This is a genomic window from Alteromonas hispanica (assembly GCF_010500915.1).
GTDB lineage: Bacteria > Pseudomonadota > Gammaproteobacteria > Enterobacterales > Alteromonadaceae > Alteromonas > Alteromonas hispanica.
In genome coordinates, this window is sequence record NZ_JAAAWP010000012.1 from 22,684 (window position 1) to 40,965 (window position 18,282).

At 44.3% G+C, this 18,282-nt stretch carries 15 protein-coding genes; 6 read left to right on the plus strand and 9 right to left on the minus strand.

The annotated features are described in order from the left end of the window. Positions 1-5: 5 nt before the first annotated feature. Entirely contained in the window at positions 6-1,127 is a 1,122-nt protein-coding gene (locus GTW09_RS15530; RefSeq protein WP_163112614.1) for a porin family protein, read from the minus strand. A gap of 394 nt (positions 1,128-1,521) precedes the next feature. Between GTW09_RS15530 and GTW09_RS15535 the strand changes: the two genes are divergently transcribed. Both GTW09_RS15535 and GTW09_RS15540 read left to right on the plus strand, forming a co-directional pair. Next, positions 1,522-1,833, plus strand: coding sequence for a hypothetical protein (locus tag GTW09_RS15535; protein WP_071978538.1), 312 nt, complete (start codon positions 1,522-1,524; stop codon positions 1,831-1,833). 189 nt (positions 1,834-2,022) lie between these two features. Beyond that, the gene (locus tag GTW09_RS15540) at positions 2,023-2,727 is read left to right on the plus strand and encodes a YitT family protein (RefSeq protein ID WP_163112615.1); all 705 of its coding nucleotides are present in this window, start codon (positions 2,023-2,025) and stop codon (positions 2,725-2,727) included. A gap of 393 nt (positions 2,728-3,120) precedes the next feature. On the opposite strand, the gene alr is transcribed toward GTW09_RS15540, so the two are convergent. Further along, entirely contained in the window at positions 3,121-4,218 is a 1,098-nt protein-coding gene (gene alr / locus GTW09_RS15545) for an alanine racemase (RefSeq protein WP_163112616.1), read from the minus strand. 205 nt (positions 4,219-4,423) lie between these two features. On the opposite strand from alr, the gene murQ reads away from it, so the two are divergent. Together murQ and GTW09_RS15555 are read left to right on the plus strand one after the other, a co-directional pair. Next, positions 4,424-5,374 carry an N-acetylmuramic acid 6-phosphate etherase gene (murQ, locus tag GTW09_RS15550; protein WP_203565795.1) on the plus strand — a complete coding sequence of 317 codons (951 nt, stop codon included), beginning with the start codon at positions 4,424-4,426 and terminating at the stop codon, positions 5,372-5,374. Beyond that, entirely contained in the window at positions 5,358-6,692 is a 1,335-nt protein-coding gene (locus GTW09_RS15555) for an exo-beta-N-acetylmuramidase NamZ family protein (RefSeq protein WP_163112648.1), read from the plus strand. The genes murQ and GTW09_RS15555 overlap by 17 nt, the downstream gene beginning before the upstream one ends. 486 nt (positions 6,693-7,178) lie before the next feature. Here GTW09_RS15555 and GTW09_RS15560 read toward each other — a convergent pair whose 3' ends face one another. Further along, positions 7,179-9,233 carry a glycoside hydrolase family 3 N-terminal domain-containing protein gene (locus GTW09_RS15560; RefSeq protein WP_239059426.1) on the minus strand — a complete coding sequence of 685 codons (2,055 nt, stop codon included), beginning with the start codon at positions 9,231-9,233 and terminating at the stop codon, positions 7,179-7,181. Positions 9,234-9,409: 176 nt separating this feature from the next. Between GTW09_RS15560 and GTW09_RS15565 the strand changes: the two genes are divergently transcribed. Next, positions 9,410-10,786, plus strand: coding sequence for a Na+/H+ antiporter NhaC family protein (locus GTW09_RS15565; RefSeq protein WP_163112618.1), 1,377 nt, complete (start codon positions 9,410-9,412; stop codon positions 10,784-10,786). A 41-nt stretch (positions 10,787-10,827) separates the two neighbouring features. After that, entirely contained in the window at positions 10,828-12,531 is a 1,704-nt protein-coding gene (gene ggt, locus GTW09_RS15570; RefSeq protein ID WP_163112619.1) for a gamma-glutamyltransferase, read from the plus strand. 54 nt (positions 12,532-12,585) lie between these two features. On the opposite strand, the gene GTW09_RS15575 is transcribed toward ggt, so the two are convergent. The 6 genes from GTW09_RS15575 to GTW09_RS15600 form a co-directional block, all read right to left on the minus strand. Then, positions 12,586-13,056 carry a LabA-like NYN domain-containing protein gene (locus GTW09_RS15575; RefSeq protein ID WP_163112620.1) on the minus strand — a complete coding sequence of 157 codons (471 nt, stop codon included), beginning with the start codon at positions 13,054-13,056 and terminating at the stop codon, positions 12,586-12,588. A gap of 104 nt (positions 13,057-13,160) precedes the next feature. Next, positions 13,161-13,577: a VOC family protein gene (locus GTW09_RS15580; RefSeq protein WP_100970851.1), complete on the minus strand. Its 417-nt coding sequence runs from the start codon at positions 13,575-13,577 to the stop codon at positions 13,161-13,163. Between the two features lie 12 nt (positions 13,578-13,589). Beyond that, on the minus strand, positions 13,590-14,996 hold the full coding sequence (locus tag GTW09_RS15585) for an aldehyde dehydrogenase family protein (protein ID WP_163112621.1): 1,407 nt from the start codon (positions 14,994-14,996) through the stop codon (positions 13,590-13,592). Positions 14,997-15,220: 224 nt separating this feature from the next. Then, positions 15,221-16,519 (minus strand): adenylosuccinate synthase, encoded by a 1,299-nt coding sequence (locus GTW09_RS15590; protein WP_071978528.1) that lies wholly within the window; start codon positions 16,517-16,519, stop codon positions 15,221-15,223. A gap of 258 nt (positions 16,520-16,777) precedes the next feature. Then, positions 16,778-16,960: a DUF2065 domain-containing protein gene (locus GTW09_RS15595; protein ID WP_071978527.1), complete on the minus strand. Its 183-nt coding sequence runs from the start codon at positions 16,958-16,960 to the stop codon at positions 16,778-16,780. Positions 16,961-17,012: 52 nt separating this feature from the next. Continuing rightward, positions 17,013-18,188 carry an aminotransferase class V-fold PLP-dependent enzyme gene (locus GTW09_RS15600; protein WP_163112622.1) on the minus strand — a complete coding sequence of 392 codons (1,176 nt, stop codon included), beginning with the start codon at positions 18,186-18,188 and terminating at the stop codon, positions 17,013-17,015. Positions 18,189-18,282: the final 94 nt, after the last annotated feature.

The following is an 18,282-nucleotide window of genomic DNA, read 5'->3' on the forward strand; positions in this document are numbered from 1 at the left end:
CGACCTTAGAAATAAATTCCAAGATTTATATTGAGTCTGTGCGTAGTGTCTTGAAGGCCGCCTATGTCGAGGCCAATGCCCGGACCACCTGAAAACCACATGTTCTTACCGCGAATACTATCGACATACATAAACAGCTTGTCCCAGCCTAAGCTGCAGCCGTTCACCCATTGAGATGAGTTTTTACCCGACGCATCCTCACCTTTCGCAAGGCTGAATTCTGAATAACAGGTAAGCGATTCAATGTGGTCAAAGTCGTACGGCACCGAGTAAATAAGGTTAGCAGAATAAGTTTGTCCGTTGGCTGCAGCAAGAAACGGAAAGGTAAACGAAGAAAGCGCGAGACGATCGTCGGCCTGCCCTTCTGGAGCCTCAAGATTGTATTCGTAATCGATATACTGAAGCTCAACCTTAATGTCGTTTTGCGTATGGCGCATATGCAAAGCAAATGCATTCATATCACCGCTTCGCGATGTATCTAAGTTGAGAATATTGCCATACTGATAAGAGGCACCAATTTCCGTTGTTCCCCCCCTAATAAAACGCCCGGTGTAATTAGCGCGAACGTTGTACTGGCCATCCTCGGAGTTTCTGAACTCGCCGTCGTCGGCCACATCAAAAGAGTAACGGGCAAATTTTGCGGCATCGTTGTACTCATCATTCATAAAGTAGGCAGCTTGGAAATCCCAATTGCCTCGCTGATGATTAATTTTAACGCCGGCGTCGTAGTCGTCCTCAAAACCGAGGTAATAGTTTACTGAAAACCAAAAACTATTACTGGCAAATGGCTGCAGGCCAAAAGGCGTTTGCGTGATCCCGCCGGTAATTTCGGTTCTTTCGTTAAAGTGGTAGGTTAAATCGGCAAAGCGAACCGTATTAAAATCGACATTTTCATACCAACGATATTCGGCTTTATAGCTAAATTGATCAGATTCTCCAGCCACACCTAGCTTGAAAGATTCAAACTCAAAGCCATCTCTAAAATCTGGAATAAGCCAATCTTGGTGTCCGTAGTTAACTCGCGCATGACCGGATAAAGTAAAAGGCAACTCGTCGGCCAATACAAGCCCACTGCTAGTGGCCACGCTACTAATAATAAGCAATAGCGATAGGGAAAGTTTTTTCATTGAAGTTCCTACACTTAGTGTTGGCGAAACAGTAAAGAAGAAGGCTTACGACTGGTATTTTATTACCTAGCTTTCAAAAAAATGGTTCTACGACTAAAGGATAAGGCTATGGTATCAGTAACCTTACAAAATTATAACCTAACAACATAAACATTCCTTATGCTTACTGGCTATTGCGCTGGGTTGTATTCAATATTTTGCCAATTGGTTTGGCTGCTAGATGCGGTTATAAATACCCAACGTTCAAGCACTTCCTTACATCTCTTTAGCCGTGTTATGTTTAAACGCGAGTTAGGCATTTATTTTTTATCAATATTTTTACGCACTTTTATTAGGTTATGGTGTCTCACACTTCTCAACGTAACCTGCTTACGCATAATGAAAGAGGTAACATATGCATGCGATGAAACGTTCAATACTTGCTGATATTGCTGCTATAGCTGCTATTGCACTATTAATAGCAATCACCTTTTATTGGATTGAAGCGCGCAGAGAAGTCATTATTTTTTGTGATAAGTTTTCTCCTGGTATATCGAAAGCAAGCGTTGAGAGGTATTTAAATACCGCAGAGTTACTTTCTTACCGCACAGAATTTGTGGCTAATGGCAGCAAAATTGAGGCCTACAGTCCGCTACACCTTGGCATAATGCAATGCCGAATAAGCTTTAACAAACAAGATATTGTGTTGAGTGCAGTGGTTGATTAATACTTTCATGTTACAAAATGGTGCAACGTTTACACCCGCGCAACACGCTGTTTACCCAATAGATAAGAGTCGTAAAGGCATGCATACCATCTGCCTTTTTAGCACGTTCTAGATAACTCCTTCCCTCTATATTCCACTGTGCTGTAAACGTACAATTACGTTGTGTATTCTTAACGCAAGTACCTTATCATGCAAAAACCAGATCACAGTGTCATCGAAGATGTATTTGCCTTAGTTAGCGCGGGTTTGTTTGTTGCGTTTGGCGTATTCTTGTTTCAATCTCAAGATCTTATGGTGGGCGGCGCTGCAGGGTTAGCCCTGTTAGGTACGTATGCGATAGATATTGATTTTGGCGTACTCTTTTTCTTAATCAATATCCCCTTTTACGCACTTGCTTGGACACAAATTAGCAAGCGATTCACAATCAATACGTTTATTTCTGTTACTACCGTATCGGTGTTAACAGAACAAATTCCTGCATTTGTGGACATAAGCCATGTAAACCCCATTTTTGCAGCGGTATTTGGCGGCATTTTAATTGGTGTAGGCATGCTGATGATGTTCAGACACAGTTCTAGTTTGGGCGGCATTGGCATTATGGCGTTCTTTTTACAGCAGCGTTTTAATATAAGAGCCGGATTCTTTCAATTAACTGTAGATAGCATGATTCTTTTATGTGCGCTGCAGTTTATCGAATGGCATCTTGTATTGATTTCCATCTTAGCTGCATTCTGCTTGAATATGGTGATATCGCTTAATCATCGCCCAGAACGCTATTTACCAGCGTCGCAGAACAAAAACCAAGCAAACGATAGCGAGAACGAAAGCAGTGATACGTTTGATGACAATAGCGACGATAGCATTGACGCAAACCTTCACCCGCAAAACAGCTAACTTTAAAGTCGCTATCGCACATAGCGGTTGAACAATGTGAGCAATAAAAAGCCCAGATCATTATGCATCTGGGCTTTTGTGAGTTACTTATTTGTATCCTTTCTTACCGCGTAAAGCGATACCACCTGCTATTGCTTTTTCTGCACAGGTTTAGACGGCCGGCTTACCACGCCACGATTTACTCTTGGTCTTGAAAACGACGTACGCATACAAACCTCACTTAGTGTAAGTGCAGCGCTGCTGAAAATGAAACATTCACCTCACACGTTGCTGCCATTAAACAGTATAGGCTCAACTTGGGCTAAAACGCCTCATTCTTTTGTCGAATAGATGTTAATAACAATTTATGAAGTCAGAGTTCAGAGAGCGACTTCAATGTCACCAAATTAACTGTTATTGATATCGGACAATGCGGGGGACACGGCTAGATATGCGAGTCATAAGTTCATAGTCGATGGTGCCTGCATGCTGTGCCACTTCACTTATGGAAATATTTTCTCCCCATAGCTCCACCACATCGCCAACGCTAACGTTGTTAATATGGGTTACGTCTATGGTTATCATATCCATAGATACCCGCCCCACTAGCGAAGCGCGCTGACCTCTTATTAAAACTGGTGTGCCATTGGGGCAATGTCTTGGGTAGCCGTCGGCATAACCTATTGCCACGGTAGCTATTTTTGATGGCTTTGTTGCGCGCCATGTTTGACCATAACCTACACTTTCATTAGCAGGTATATCGCGCAGAGCAATTATGCTAGAACGCAGTGTCATTGCCGGAAGTAAGTGCGGCAGATGCGCGCTATCTGGAGATTCGCTAGGTTCAGCAGTAGTGACTTTACCACCGTAAATTCCTATTCCAAGTCGGTTCCATTGAGCCTGCGTGGATGGCCAGTTCACACTAGCGGGAGAGTTGGCGAGACTCACTGGCATAGATAACGACGCAACACTTTTTTTAAACGCAGACATTTGAGTTTGAGTAAAGTCATTGTCGGGGTCATCAGCACTGGCAAAGTGAGTCACCAATGTGGTTTCTTTCGTAATTAATACTTGGTGTTGCTCAACTATCTGAGCAATGTGTTCTAGCGGAAACCCTAATCGATGCATACCGCTGTCTACCTTAAGCCAAATGTGAGGACGTTTGTGCGCTTCACATTTTTGCATCCATTGCAGTTGCTCAGTGCAATGCATTACCAAAATGCAGTTATACTGCCATGCCATTTCACATTCTTTGGCTTGGTGAGCACCTTCAAGAACGACAATTGGTGCTGTTATTCCGGCTTCACGAAGTGCTACCGCTTCCTCCATAATGGCAACGGCAAACCGAGAAGATACGTGCTGAAGTATGCGCGCCACATTCACGGCTCCATGACCATACGCATCGGCTTTTATCACAGCCATTGACTGACTTTGCTTTGCCGTATAAGCCAAGGTTTTAAAGTTTTGCAGTAGTGCATCTGCATGAATAATGGCTTGAGTTTGACGACTCACAATAAAACACTCACAGCAAGAGTAATCCTTTTATAAAACAAACCACATAATTGTATCATGAGATCAACGTCACCGTATTTGTCTTTGTGCCTAGGAAAAGCACACGTATTGATTGGCGCTAAGAATAGCGAACAAACGTTTCGTCCAAATGCGATTGCCGTTATGCTTAACACGACGTAATCAACTGTTTAAAAGAGTTTTCTGCATGACACCGCGACCGCCTGTATCTTCTCACTCACTACTTAACGACTTGGAACGCATTGTGTCTGAAGGGCGAAACCCCGACACACTCGAACTCGATACCCTCTCCACCGTTGACGTGCTATCAAAAATTAACGCGGAAGATGCAAAAGTTGCGGCAAGCGTGGCAACTCAAATTCCTGCTATTGCACAAGCGGTAGATGCTGCTACAAAAAGCATTAAGGCTGGCGGCCGGCTCATTTATATCGGCGCTGGAACCAGCGGCAGACTGGGAATTCTAGATGCCGTTGAATGTCGCCCCACTTTTAGTGTGCCAGACTCATTGGTATTGGGCATTATTGCTGGCGGAGATAAGGCGATCGTGCATGCCGTTGAGGGCGCAGAGGATGATCGTGCGGCGGGCAAAACCGACCTATTGGCAATTTCACTAACAGCAAACGATACAGTAATAGGTATTTCCGCCAGTGGCCGTACGCCCTATGTAAGCGGTGCTTTAAGTTATGCAGCCAGCATTGGCTGTTCAACAGCAGCCATTGCATGCAGCCCAGATGCTGCAATATCTGAACCTGCGGCAATTTCTATCTGCCCGGTGGTGGGGCCTGAAGCACTAAGTGGCAGTACGCGAATGAAATCGGGTACTGCACAAAAAATGATTTTGAATATGATTAGTACCACTACCATGGTGAAGCTGGGTAAAACATACGAAAACCTAATGGTGGATGTGAACGCAACCAACGAAAAGCTCAAAGCGCGGGCTTGCCGTATTGTTATGCAGGCTACCGAGTGTGATGAGAATACCGCCATACAGGCACTTAACGCCTGTGATAACAAAGCAAAAGTGGCCATTCTAATGGTGCTTACCGGCAATGATGCCGAACAGGCAACTAAAATTTTAACCAACCACCAAGGTTACTTAAGGGAGGCTGTAAGCAGTGAAAATGAAGCGAAGCGCTAATTTGGCTTCTTGGGGTTTAGCATTCTGGGGTTTCGTATTCTGGATCGTAGCGACCTGGCTTTCTGTCTCTAATGCTTCCCACGCTGAAAGTCTCAATACTGATGCGAGTACTGCCAATGCCAAGAGTACTTACCAAGAGAATGCTCATTTCAACTATGACTATTTCAGTTATAACAACCATGACCTACGTGTAGGTGCAGAGCAGTTCGATAAATACCTTTCGCTATTAACGGGTAAACGCGTGAGCCTAGTGGTAAACCAAAGCTCAGTGGTTAATTATCGCTCACATGAAACTCAACATTTGTTAGACGCCTTACTTGCTCGCAGCATCAATGTTGTAAGCATTATGTCGCCCGAACACGGGTTTCGAGGAAACAAAAGCGCAGGTGAAAAGGTAAGTAGTGAAGTAGATGCTAAAACCGGCCTGCCCATTCACTCTCTTTACGGAGCTTTGAAAAAACCTTCGCCAGACATGCTTAAAAATGTCGATATATTGGTTTTTGATATTCAAGATGTAGGCGTACGTTTTTATACTTATCTGAGTACGCTGCATTACGTTATTGAAGCAGCCTTCGAACATAATATCGATGTTATTGTACTCGACAGGCCTAACCCCAACATTGCCCATATAGATGGGCCAATTTTAGAACCGAAGTTTAGCTCTTTCATTGGCATGCATCCTATTCCTGTTTTACACGGCATGACGTTAGGAGAGCTTGCGAGAATGATAGTGGGTGAAAATTGGCTGGATACACATTCCCGCGCTGAACTTTCCGTTATCCCCGTGGCAAATTATACCAGAAGCACTTCCTACTCTCTTCCTATTGCACCTAGCCCTAATCTGCCTAATGACAATGCCATACGCTTGTACCCGACCCTATGCTTTTTTGAAGGCACCGCTGTAAGTATAGGTCGAGGTACTGATATGCCCTTTCAGCTCATCGGTCACCCAGAAGTTAAATTAGGCGAGCATAAAGTTGAGGTTACACCCAATGCGGGAGCAAACAAACCGAAGCATAACGGCAAGACCATTTATGCCAATATCTTGAACGAAAACGATGTCGCATCAGCTCGCATTTCCGGCTTGAAATTACAGCCTTTGATAGACGTTTATCGCAAGATGAATGAGGCGCAAAAAACGTTTTTCACGCGGCCAGATTTCTTTGACAAACTTGCCGGAAATTCTTCACTTAGAAAGGCCATAATAATGGGCACCACTGCCAGCGAAATTAAAGCGTCTTGGCACGCCGAATTGTCGCAATTTGAAAAACAGCGCGCCCCGTATCTTATTTATCCTGACAACGCTGCGAGCGATTAATATTTTGTGACCATGGGTATTACAAAAGGGCAAATTAATACAGGAGATAAGTCACTAAGGTCATATGTAAGTGAGCGCACACTTACAAAAAATAAAAAACAAAAACATATAAAAAGTTAACTTTAATCGATAGTAAGCACTCACAACCAACTAAGCTTTTGGAAATTTTTCGTTCAGAAGAGCGAGCAAAAAAGAGCGCGAGGGAGACAATTTGTCATTAAACTTTGATATATCAACAGTTGAATTTAGGTAACACTTTGAGAAAAAAATCGGTGTTTTATTCAGGCTAGTCTGCTCTACTTTTTAGCACTACTGTGTTAAAAAATACCTCAAGTTTTTTCGATATAAACCGTTACTTTGCTTCGTCAAATAAATCGCCTTTTAAGGATTTCATTTCAGAAAAAGCATCACAAAAGAAGGGGTTTTAAGCGAGATAAAAATCTGGTTTGCAAGTACTTACTTCATTCGGTTTTATTTTTAATTTTGCTACTTCCATGTTACCGGCGACTGACCTTTCGCTTCTAATTTTCCAACCAAAACTTTTATCAGAGTGCGTAAGCTTTGACTGGAAATTCGAGTGTCTGTCTCTTTATTTTTTTCTTTATTTGAAGGTCTGTCTTTTCTATCGGCATCTTCAGAAATAGTAATAGCGTAGTCGTAAGTGGCGATACCTATATCTGCAAATTCCATTGCAGCTTTTGCACTGTAGGGCATTCTCAGTGCAGCAAAAACTACTGGCTTACTGAGAGACTTTGCTGTTTGCATAGCCTGTATTGAGAAGGCTTTAATATCAGACTCATTGGCCCTTTGCTTAAGTAAAGACGGTTGATCTGCACCGCCAAGTTCATAGTTAGCGTGTAATGGTGTGATGTCGCCTATCACCATTAAATCGGTTTGCGCTATAAGTCGCTTAGTTAACGCCTTATTCGGCAATACGGTGAGCGGTAAGCAAGCATATTCTGCATCTGGACGGCTGTCATATAGCGCCTTTTCGAAAGCTAAGCAGCGTGCCGCATCAGGCATAAGTGCTAACCACTTACTTTTATTCACTGGAAGTTTGTCTTTTCCAAAAAGTACCGTGACAGACGCCTCAGAAAGCGCTTTCTCGATTTGTTTTCCCTTTATAAACAAGGTGCTATTGCTCTTAGCCACTTGGGTAGGTTTGTGAGAATCTGGCCCCATTTCAGACAAACCTTCACGGTTTGCCCCAACCTCTTGCAGCCACCACGACTTAGGCTTGCTTACAAAGCGCGCTAGTTGATTGTGTTGCTTCATTCTTAATATGCGCTGATAGGAAGCCTTTAAGTCTTTTACTTTCTCACCGCTCTCCATTGTTTGTATAGCAATGCGTTCTATCATCGCGCTGAACGCTTCTATGTCTTTACCATTGCGAATGGTGTAGGGCATAAGCGCAATGTCAGCACCGGCGTCAAATGCTCGTAAAACAGCGTCCTCTTCTGTGAAGAATTGAGAGATACCGGCCATATCAAGAGCATCGGTAATAATAAGGCCGTTAAACCGTAAGCTGTTGCGTAAAGTATCGGTCAAAATACGCTTCGACAAGGTAGCCGGTACCACTTGCAGCTCACCTTTTTTATTTCTAATGGTTGTGTCGTCTAAAGCGGGATATTGAATATGCGCTGTCATCACCATTGCAGGTGGCATTGCACTATTGATGATATTTGCAAAAGGCAGTAAGTCACCAGATTGTGCTTCTTTTAGCGTGTGGTCTACTCGAGGTAAACCTGAGTGACTGTCCACATGGGTGTCTCCGTGGCCGGGAAAGTGCTTCACCGCACTTAACACACCAGCTTTTTGCATTGCCGACACAAACGCTTCGCCAAGCTCTGCAGTTTGTACGGGGTTTTCACCAAAACTTCTCACGTTAATAACTGGGTTTTTCGGTTCGCTGTTGATATCGATAGACGGTGCAAAATTCGTATTTATCCCCAAAGGCAATAAGGTTTTACCTATGTGCTCGCCCACATTTTTGGCGAAAATGTTGCCATGTTGATGCGCGGATGCACCAATAGCGAGGTTTCCAGCAAAAGCTGGCAGTATAGAATGGGGTAAGCGTGCGACTCTTCCCCCTTCTTGATCAATGGCAATGAACAAAGGGCTTTGACCCGCTTTTTGCATGTGTGCTTGCAGTGAATAATTCAAACTAATCAGCTGTGATGCATTTTCTATGTTCTCGCTGAACAAAATAATGCCACCAATGTTTTGATTACTTAGTAACGTTAACAATGACTGGGGCATTGCAGTTACAGGCTTACGGCACTGTTTACTTGGCGTGTTGTCTTCACAAAAATAGCGAATGTCGAGAATTAACTTTTGCCCAATCATGTGTTTCACAGCGTTTAAGCTAATAGCATTACCTGACGGAATGCCTAACGCAGCGCTATGACTTGTTTGCGCGTAGCTTGGAAATGACGCGCAAGTGAAAAGCGTACTTGCAATGAAAAGCGTGTAGGTGAAAAACAATGAGCACGTTGTTTTGCTAGTGCGGAGAGTAACTTTTTTGAACGTAAAAAATGACAATGTTTATCTAATCCTTGGTAACAACGCACACAATACGGTAGGCTACTATAAATCAGTAAGCTAGCACAGTGTAAGCTATTCTGATCGCCGCTAAATACGCAGTTCCTCTGCGAGTTAGTCACGTTAGTAAGCGCCACCCACGCAATTTATAAGTACGTTAAGATTTGGAAAGTAGTATGGATTGGATGTCAGTCATCCCCCCTATTGTGGCTATTGCCGTTGTTTTTTGGAAAAAAGAAGTCATTCTTGCATTGGCACTTGCTGTGCTGTGCGCTGAAGCGCTAATACTCGTTAATACCAGTATTACAGAGAGCTACCTTGCTCCCATTAATGCTATTGAAAGAGTAGTAGGCACCGCCTCGAGTCCGGGTAATACCAGAGTATTACTTTTCTCAGTATTAGTTGGCGCGCTGTTAGCTTTTATACGCGATTCGGGTGGAGTAACCGCCACGGTAAATTTTTTGGTAGGGAAAGGCGTGGCAAAAACACGCAAGCAAGTTGGCGGACTTACTATGTTTACCGGCATTGCAGTCTTTATAGAGTCTAATTTAAGCGTATTAACCGCCGGTATTTTCGCCCGAGGTTTATACGATAGATTTGGCATGAGCCGAGCGCGGTTAGCCTATATTATCGATTCAACAAGTGCCCCTGTCTGTATTTTAATTTTACTCAATGGCTGGGGGGCATTCATTTTAAGCCTGCTCGACGCCTACGAACTGCCCGCCTCTTCTGCTTCTATTTTGTGGGGCAGCGTAGTATTTAATTTCTATGCTATTTTCACCTTGCTCATTGTGGCTTACACCATATCGGCCGACAAGGTGCACGGTCCCATGCTTGAAGAGGAAAAGGCTCTCTCACAAACCGATGTAACGCAACAATCGGCACCTGCAACAAAAGCGCGCTTTATGATACTGCCACTGTTGGTGATGGTGCTCAGTATGGTTGGTTTCATGTTTTGGACTGGTGATGGTGTACTTTCTCAAGGCAGTGGCAGTAAATCTGTGCTTTATGCTACTGCGTTAGCAACCGCCGTTGCTTATGGTTTATTACTTGTTCACAAACGATTTACCCATAAGGAAGCGGTAGATATTGGTTTTAAAGGAATGGGAGAACTTCTTCCACTGGTTACCATAGTGTTGCTCTCGCTTACCCTTGGCAATAGTCTTAAAGATCTGGGAACCGGTGTGTTTGTTGCCGGTATTGTAGGCGAATACCTACCCCTTGTTTTCATTGTTCCTATGTTGTTTATTGCAGGGGCGGTTATGTCCTTCACCACAGGAACATCGTGGGGCACCTTTGCCATACTGATCCCCATAGGCGTTCCTTTAATTCAAAGCTTAGGGTTACCGCCTTCACTGGTTGTAGCAGCTATACTTGGTGGTGGTATTTTTGGCGATCATTGCTCTCCTATTTCAGACACGACCGCAGTTTCCTCATTAGCTGCGGGGTGTGATGTGTTAACTCACGTAAAAACACAAATACCTTATGCACTTTTTGCCGGTGTACTGACACTTATTGCGTACTTTATTGCCAGCGTTATTATGCTGGGTTAACTAACGCGCGTTGATCTTCAATTAGGATACAGGAGCTCCAAATGATACAAAGGATAATACTAGTAGCAGCCATTTTTCTCACTGCGAGCTGCACCTATACCGCAACTAATACCGCAACTAATAATGCCGAGCAAATCCAAAACGCAAATAAGCAGCATGCTGTAGCCATGCCAGACAGCTATAGTGCCGACGCGGCGATGGCAGTATTGCAAGAAGGTGGAAACGCAATTGACGCCGCCATTGCAGCACAATTTGTACTTGCAGTAACGTTACCCGAGGCGGGCAATATTGGTGGCGGTGGCTTCATGACCATTAAGTTTGAAGACACCACAAATTTTCTCGACTATAGAGAAATGGCTCCTGAACGCGCTCATCGTGATATGTACCTGGATGCTAATGGCAATGTAAAACCTTATGAATCGCTATTTGGTGCTAAAGCGTCTGGTATTCCTGGCACAGTGGCAGGAATGTGGGCGGCCCATAAGAAATATGGCTCGCTAAGCTGGCAACGCTTACTTGCTCCGGCGGTACGCTTGGCAAAAGACGGTTTTATTGTTCATAGTAAGCTTGCCAACAATATTTCAAACTATATTAGCCGCACTCAAGAAAACAATATAAACAGCAACTTTGCGCAGTATTTTCAGCAAGCAAAGGCGGGAAGCCTGTTTAAACAACCTGAATTAGCGAACACGCTTCAAACAATACAAAAAGAAGGAGAGCGTGGGTTTTATGAAGGTGGTGTAGCTAACCTCATTGTAGATTTTATGGCGCAGAATGGCGGCTTGATTAGTCACGATGACTTGGCAGCCTATAAAGCAGTGTGGCGCGATCCTCTTCAAATTAGCTGGCAAGGTTACGAGTTAGTTACTGCGCCCCCTCCTAGCTCAGGCGGTGTAGCTGTAGCACAGTGGATAGGTATGCTAGAAGCATTTACAGCCAATCGCGAACTCCCAGAGCAAAACAGCAGTGAATACATCCATATTATGTCAGAGATTGGTAAACGGGTGTTTGCCGATAGAGCGGAATATCTTGGCGACCCTGATTTTGTGAGCGTGCCGGTAACAGCGCTCACTCAGCCGCAATATATCGCCAACAGAGCAAAAGAGATTCAACCAAACAGGATTTCACCTACGCCAAATGTAAAACCTGGCTTACCTGAAAGTGAAGACACGACGCACTTTTCGATAATTGATAAGTGGGGGAATGCAATTGCCAATACTACAACCATTAACCTTACGTTCGGCAGTGGAGTGGTAGTTACAGGCGCAGGCTTTTTGTTAAACGATGAAATGGACGACTTTAGTGCCAAGCCAGGTGTACCAAACTTCTTCGGTGCCGTGGGTGGCGAAGCCAACGCCATTGAGCCGTATAAGCGCATGTTGTCGTCTATGACACCCACCCTAGTAACAAAAGACAATAGTGTGGTACTTGCAACGGGTTCACCAGGCGGAACTACCATTATATCGTCGGTAGCACAGTCGCTTTTAAATGCTCTGCTTTACGACATGAGTGCTGACGATGCAGTTAACACCCCGCGCTTTCATCATCAGTTATTCCCTAAAGACACAATACGAATGCATGATGGATTTAACGCTAACACAGTGCAAAAACTTAAAGGCATGGGGTATGTGATTGATAACAGAAGATTTGGCGATGTTCATCTTATAAAGCGCACTGCTAAAGGGATTGATGCGGCCTCAGAAGCAAGTGGTCGTGGTAAAAGCATAGTGTTACCCGCCGAGTAAAAGCCAGGCGAAGCGCTTTGCCAGCAAGCCCCAAACACTGGCAAATGTAAGGTTTTAGAGCAGCAGTGCGGTATCGATGGAAATATATTCCGATGCCGCCTTTTGCAAACTTTGTGCAGTAAGTGCCGGTACGCCGTATACCTGTACGGCTTTGCCCTTGGCTTTCAGCGCCTCAACGAGTATGTCAAAGTCTCCGTCGCCAGACACTAAAACCACCTCGTCTACGCTGTCGGCGTGCTGCAGCGCATCTACCGTAATACCCACATCCCAATCACCTTTGGCCGAGCCGTCCGCTCGCTGTATAAAAGGTTTGAGCTTTATGTCAAAACCAATGGCTTTCAGTATATTTTGAAATTCGCGCTGCTTGATATCACCTCTGTCTATGGCATAGGCAAATGCTTTTACAATTTCACCGTTGGCGTTAATTCGCTGCCAAAAGCGATTGTAGTTAAAGTTACGCTTGTAAGCCTGACGACAGGTGTAATACACATTTTGGACATCGACTAAAATAAGAACTTTTTTCAAAATACACTCAAAAAATAAACCGGATTGCCCAGTGTAACAGGTAACTGCCTACCTTCATGCTCTAATTAAGGCAGTGAAATAGATAGTGACTTTGCTCACAATCATTAAGAAGCAAACAGCTGGTTTATATCTGCAAATGCTTTGAATTCTAATGCATTACCAAATGGGTCTTTGAAGAACATAGTGGCCTGCTCACCTGGCTGACCTTTGAAACGAACATAAGGCGAGATAATAAAGTCGATGTTCGCTGCTTTAGCTTTTTCGGCTAGTGCGTTCCAATCTTCCATTTTTAGCACCACACCAAAATGAGGAACGGGGACTGCGTGATCATCAACGCCGTTGTATGCCGGCGGTGAAGGCATTTCATTAACGCAGTGAGTTACCAACTGATGTCCGAAGAAATTCCAGTCTATCCATTGAGTATCGCTACGCCCCTTTTCACAGCCGAGAAGCTCGCCATAAAATGCATTAGCATCGTTTAGGTTCGTGACCGGTATAGCTAGGTGAAAAGGTTGTGGCATAGCGAGTCCTTATTATAAAAATTTCTTAAGCAGTTTGAGTTTGAATTTGGAAAACGGCGCATATCTAAAGGGCACATCAAGTGCAAATGAGCGCTTCATCACCGTTTTTAAATGACTGAATGTATCGAAGCCTGCGCGCCCATGATAACTGCCCATTCCGCTATTGCCTACTCCGCCAAACGGAAGCTCTGGGTTTGTCATAAACAGCATAGTGTCGTTGGTACAAACGCTTCCTGAACTGGTTAAACTAATAATCCGGTCGAGTACCTCGTCGTTATCACTGAATGCATACAGAGCAAGTGGCTTTGCCCTTTCGTTGACTAAGTTAATACCGTCATCGAGTGAAGGCACGGTAATTACGGGCAAAATAGGGCCAAAAATCTCTTCCTGCATAATGGCGCTATCAAGGGATGGTTCTAGCACCAAAGTGGGCTCCATCGCTGGGCGCTCTTCATTAAAATCGCCGCCGTACACAACGTTCGCGTTATCTAAATAACTGCGTAAGCGACTTAAGTGTCTTTGGTTAATTATGTTTCCATAATCCGGTGAAGCCAATGCCGATTTGCCGTATTGTTTTTTAAGTTCTTTTCTCAAGGCTTCTATAAGCGGCTGCTCAAAACCCTTTTCAACAATAATATAATCGGGCGCAACGCAGGTTTGCCCAGCGTTCATCCATTTTCCCCAAACAATTCGTCTGGCAGTTACTTTCAAATTGGTATTTTTGTCAACGAAACATGGACTTTTACCGCCAAGCTCTAAGGTAACTGGAGTTAAATGACGAGCGGCAGCACTCATTACCACCTTACCTACCGCTTCACCGCCAGTATAAAAAATGTGGTCCCATTTACAGGCCAGTAGCGCAGTAGACTCTTCTTTTCCACCCTCGATAACCTCGACACAAGACACATCCATATATTGAGGGATAAGCTTTGCTATTAATGCTGAGGTTTCAGCAGATAGCTCCGAAGGCTTTAATACCGCGCAATTGCCCGCGGCTAGCGCTGCAATGTAAGGCGCTAGTAATAGCTGTAATGGGTAATTCCACGCCCCAATAATTAATACCGTACCCAGTGACTCCGGTTGCTTATAGCTTTTCCCTGGCCAGGCCACCATAGGTGTAGACACCTTACGAGGTTTTACCCACTGGTCGAGATGCTTAAGCGTATGGTCTATATCTGACAATAAAAAGCCCTGCTCTGCCACCATAGCTTCGGTTTCACATTTTCCTAAGTCCTGCTTGAGCGCGTCTAGTAACGCCGCTTGATTGTCTTCCAGCATACGCTTTAATGCCAACAATTGCGTTTTGCGCCAGTCGAGTGATTGCGTTTTTCCAGAGCGGTAAGCGGCGTTTAGCTTCTTAACATTGTCGATGTAACAGATACCAGGTTCGATGGCATGAAGAGTTGGTCTATTTGGCATATGAAGGCTCCACTGGCTTTGTCAGCTTGGAAAAATAGTGATAACTGATAATACATTAATAGGCATGTTCTGCGTGAACGCAACTTAATTGTTAATTAATGTTGAGGTCGGCTGATATTTGAGGTGCGAATTTAAACCAATCCGCGTAAATCTAAAAAACTGTAGATTAAAAAAAACCTAGCAATTGCTAGGCTTTTTAAGAACTTTGTAAGCAGAACGAGTGATTATGCGTCGTATGGGTGACGCAGAACCATAGTCTCTTTCCTGTCCGGGCCTGTAGAAACAATATCAATTGGCACGCCAGTTAGCTCTTCAAGGCGCTTAATGTAGTTCTTCGCTGCTTGAGGTAAGCTATCAAACTCAGTGACACCAAACGTAGTATCTGACCAACCGGGCATCTCTTCATAAACCGGTGTGATTTTGTCGTAGCCGTCGGCTGCCATAGGCGGCACGTCTTTTACAGTACCTTCGGCATCGCGATAACCCACACAAATTTGAAGTGATTCTAAACCATCAAGTACATCAAGTTTGGTTAAGCAGAAACCAGTAATTGAGTTAATTTGTACAGCGCGTTTCATTGCAACGGCATCAAACCAACCTGTGCGACGCTTGCGACCGGTAGTAGCGCCAAACTCGTGACCTTTAACGCCTAGGTGCTGCCCTACTTCGCAATCAAGCTCTGTCGGGAAAGGACCCGAGCCAACACGAGTGGTGTACGCTTTAACAATACCCAACACGTAGTCTAATTTAAGCGGACCAAAGCCTGCGCCAGTTGCTACACCACCAACCGTAGTGTTAGATGATGTGACGTAAGGATAAGTACCGTGATCGATATCTAACAGCGTACCTTGCGCACCTTCAAACATAATGGGCAAACCGTTCTTATCGGCTTTATCCAGCTCGTCAGTAACATCAACTACCATGGCCTTAAGAATATCTGCAACTTCCATCGCAGCTTTTAAGGTTTCGTCGAAATCAACCGCTTCTTCACCATAGTACTGAGTTAGCGTGAAGTTATGCACGTCTAGCACTTCTTTCAGCTTGGCTGCGAAATCTTCCGCATTAAATAAGTCGCCAACACGTAAACCGCGACGGGCTACTTTATCTTCATACGCAGGGCCGATACCACGACCTGTTGTACCAATTGCTTTCGCACCGCGTGCTTTTTCGCGCGCTACGTCTAGTGCAATATGATAAGGAAGAATAAGCGGACAAGCTTCACTGATCTTCAATCGTTCGCGCACTGGAACGCCACGCTCTTCAAGCATGGTCATTTCTTTCATAAGTGCGTCTGGGCTAAGCACAACACCGTTACCAATTATGCAGGTAACATTATCGCGTAGGATGCCTGATGGAATTAAGTGAAGTACGGTTTTTTCACCGTCGATTACTAGAGTGTGACCCGCATTGTGCCCGCCTTGGTAGCGAACAACATACTTTGCGCGATCTGTGAGTAGGTCTACGACCTTGCCTTTACCCTCGTCACCCCATTGAGTGCCGAGTACCACAACGTTCTTTGCCATGAATCATATGTGTAAGAAAATTAGGCGGGGATTCTACAAAATTCTACGCAAAGGATCATCTGTTTTTCGAACAAAAATACGTCACAGAGAACAAAGTGTCTTTAAGGAACCATAGTCAAAATCGTGCTTGTCGCGTTTTACACTAACTAACCCTCTCTTTTATAAAGAGTTAGTATGTAGCTAACCACTATCTTGAAGGATTAACCTGAACAAACGGTCAGCCTTTGAAAAAACCGCTTTTTCTGCGTCAAAAATATCCTATGCAAAAAATAATAAAAGCAACGCCCCCATTATCACCAATACCCCACCTATTCGACGCAACTCATTACTGGGCTGTTGGCTTAATTTCTGGAGATAGTTACGCCATTTGTTAGGGAATAAGAGCGGCCCAAGCCCCTCAATAATCAATACCATGGCCAGCGCGGGTAAGAACCATGACATAGGGCCTCTCCTTTTTGTTAGTGCGTGTTTGTAACTGCGTATCAGTTAATTGTTAAATCTTGCTTGAGTGCTTAGCCAGCGCGCTTAAATCAATATATTCAGGGGTATGATATAAACCAAAGCCAAAGCGCAAGCGACTTCCTCGGTAGTCGGTAAGAATATTATGCGCCTTGAGTGCGTTAGCTAGTTGCGCTGTTTCTTCTGCACTGCCTAGTTCAAATGTGAGGAAGTGGCCGCGCCGCGTTTCATCGCTCACCACCAGCGCTTTTCTGGTGAGCTGCTGATGGTCACAATTATCAAGCTTTGACAAAAAGTGACGCTGAATAGCCATAACATGCTTATCTATGGCCTCCACACTCAAGTTATTCTTATCAAATAATCGTAAAACTGCTCTCAACCTATACAATGCGGTAAAGTCCATGGTGGCACCAGCGAAACGCATGCCGTCGGTGCTATATTGAACTTCTCCTGAACGAGGCTTATCTAGCGTGCCGAATTCAGCAAACCAGCCTGTATATCTCGGGCGTAAGGTGCACCCGTTTGGAATGTGGGCAAAACACGCTCCTTCGCCAGCTTGTGCATACTTGTAACTACCAGATAAGTAAAAAGCGCGCTGCTCAATATTTCGAAGGCTGGTAGTCTTTGCCATAAATCCATGGTAACCATCTATCACTATAAGGGTATCTTCGTTTTCTACGCTCTCTACAATGCCATCTAGATCTTCTACCACGTAACCTGAATTAAAAAACACGTGACTAAAAAACACTAAATTAGGCTGATGCGCCGATATAGCGGCTTTAAATCGTTCATTGAACGAGTCGAAAGGCTGCGTAGGTACGCTCACAATATTGATATTATCGTGCTCGGCTAGGCGCGTAATTTGACGTTGAAAACTATGAAACTCACTGTCGGTAGAAACAACCGTAATAGCGTCAGAAAGGTCTAAACAACTCATAATGCGATACAGTAATTCATGTGTGTTCGATGCAAATACAATCTGCTCGGGCAAGCTGGTGTCGATAATGCGGCTTATTTTACGTTGTAGTTCGGGTACTAATGTTTCGAAAAAATACCCCCACTTCGCGTCGACATAGCGCGCACTGTCGTCCCAGTATTCAATCATGGCGTCTTTGGTGCAGTCTGGCCAAAAATAATGACTGTGGCACGTATACTGTTGCTTGCCTTCATTCGCCTCAAGAAAACCGGTATAAAATTGCTGATACGCCATAACAAATTTCTCTTTATTTAGTCACACTTACCTTAGCAAAACCCATCGTCGCTAGCATACAAACACGAAACTAAAAGCGTTGAAGGTGTAAAAT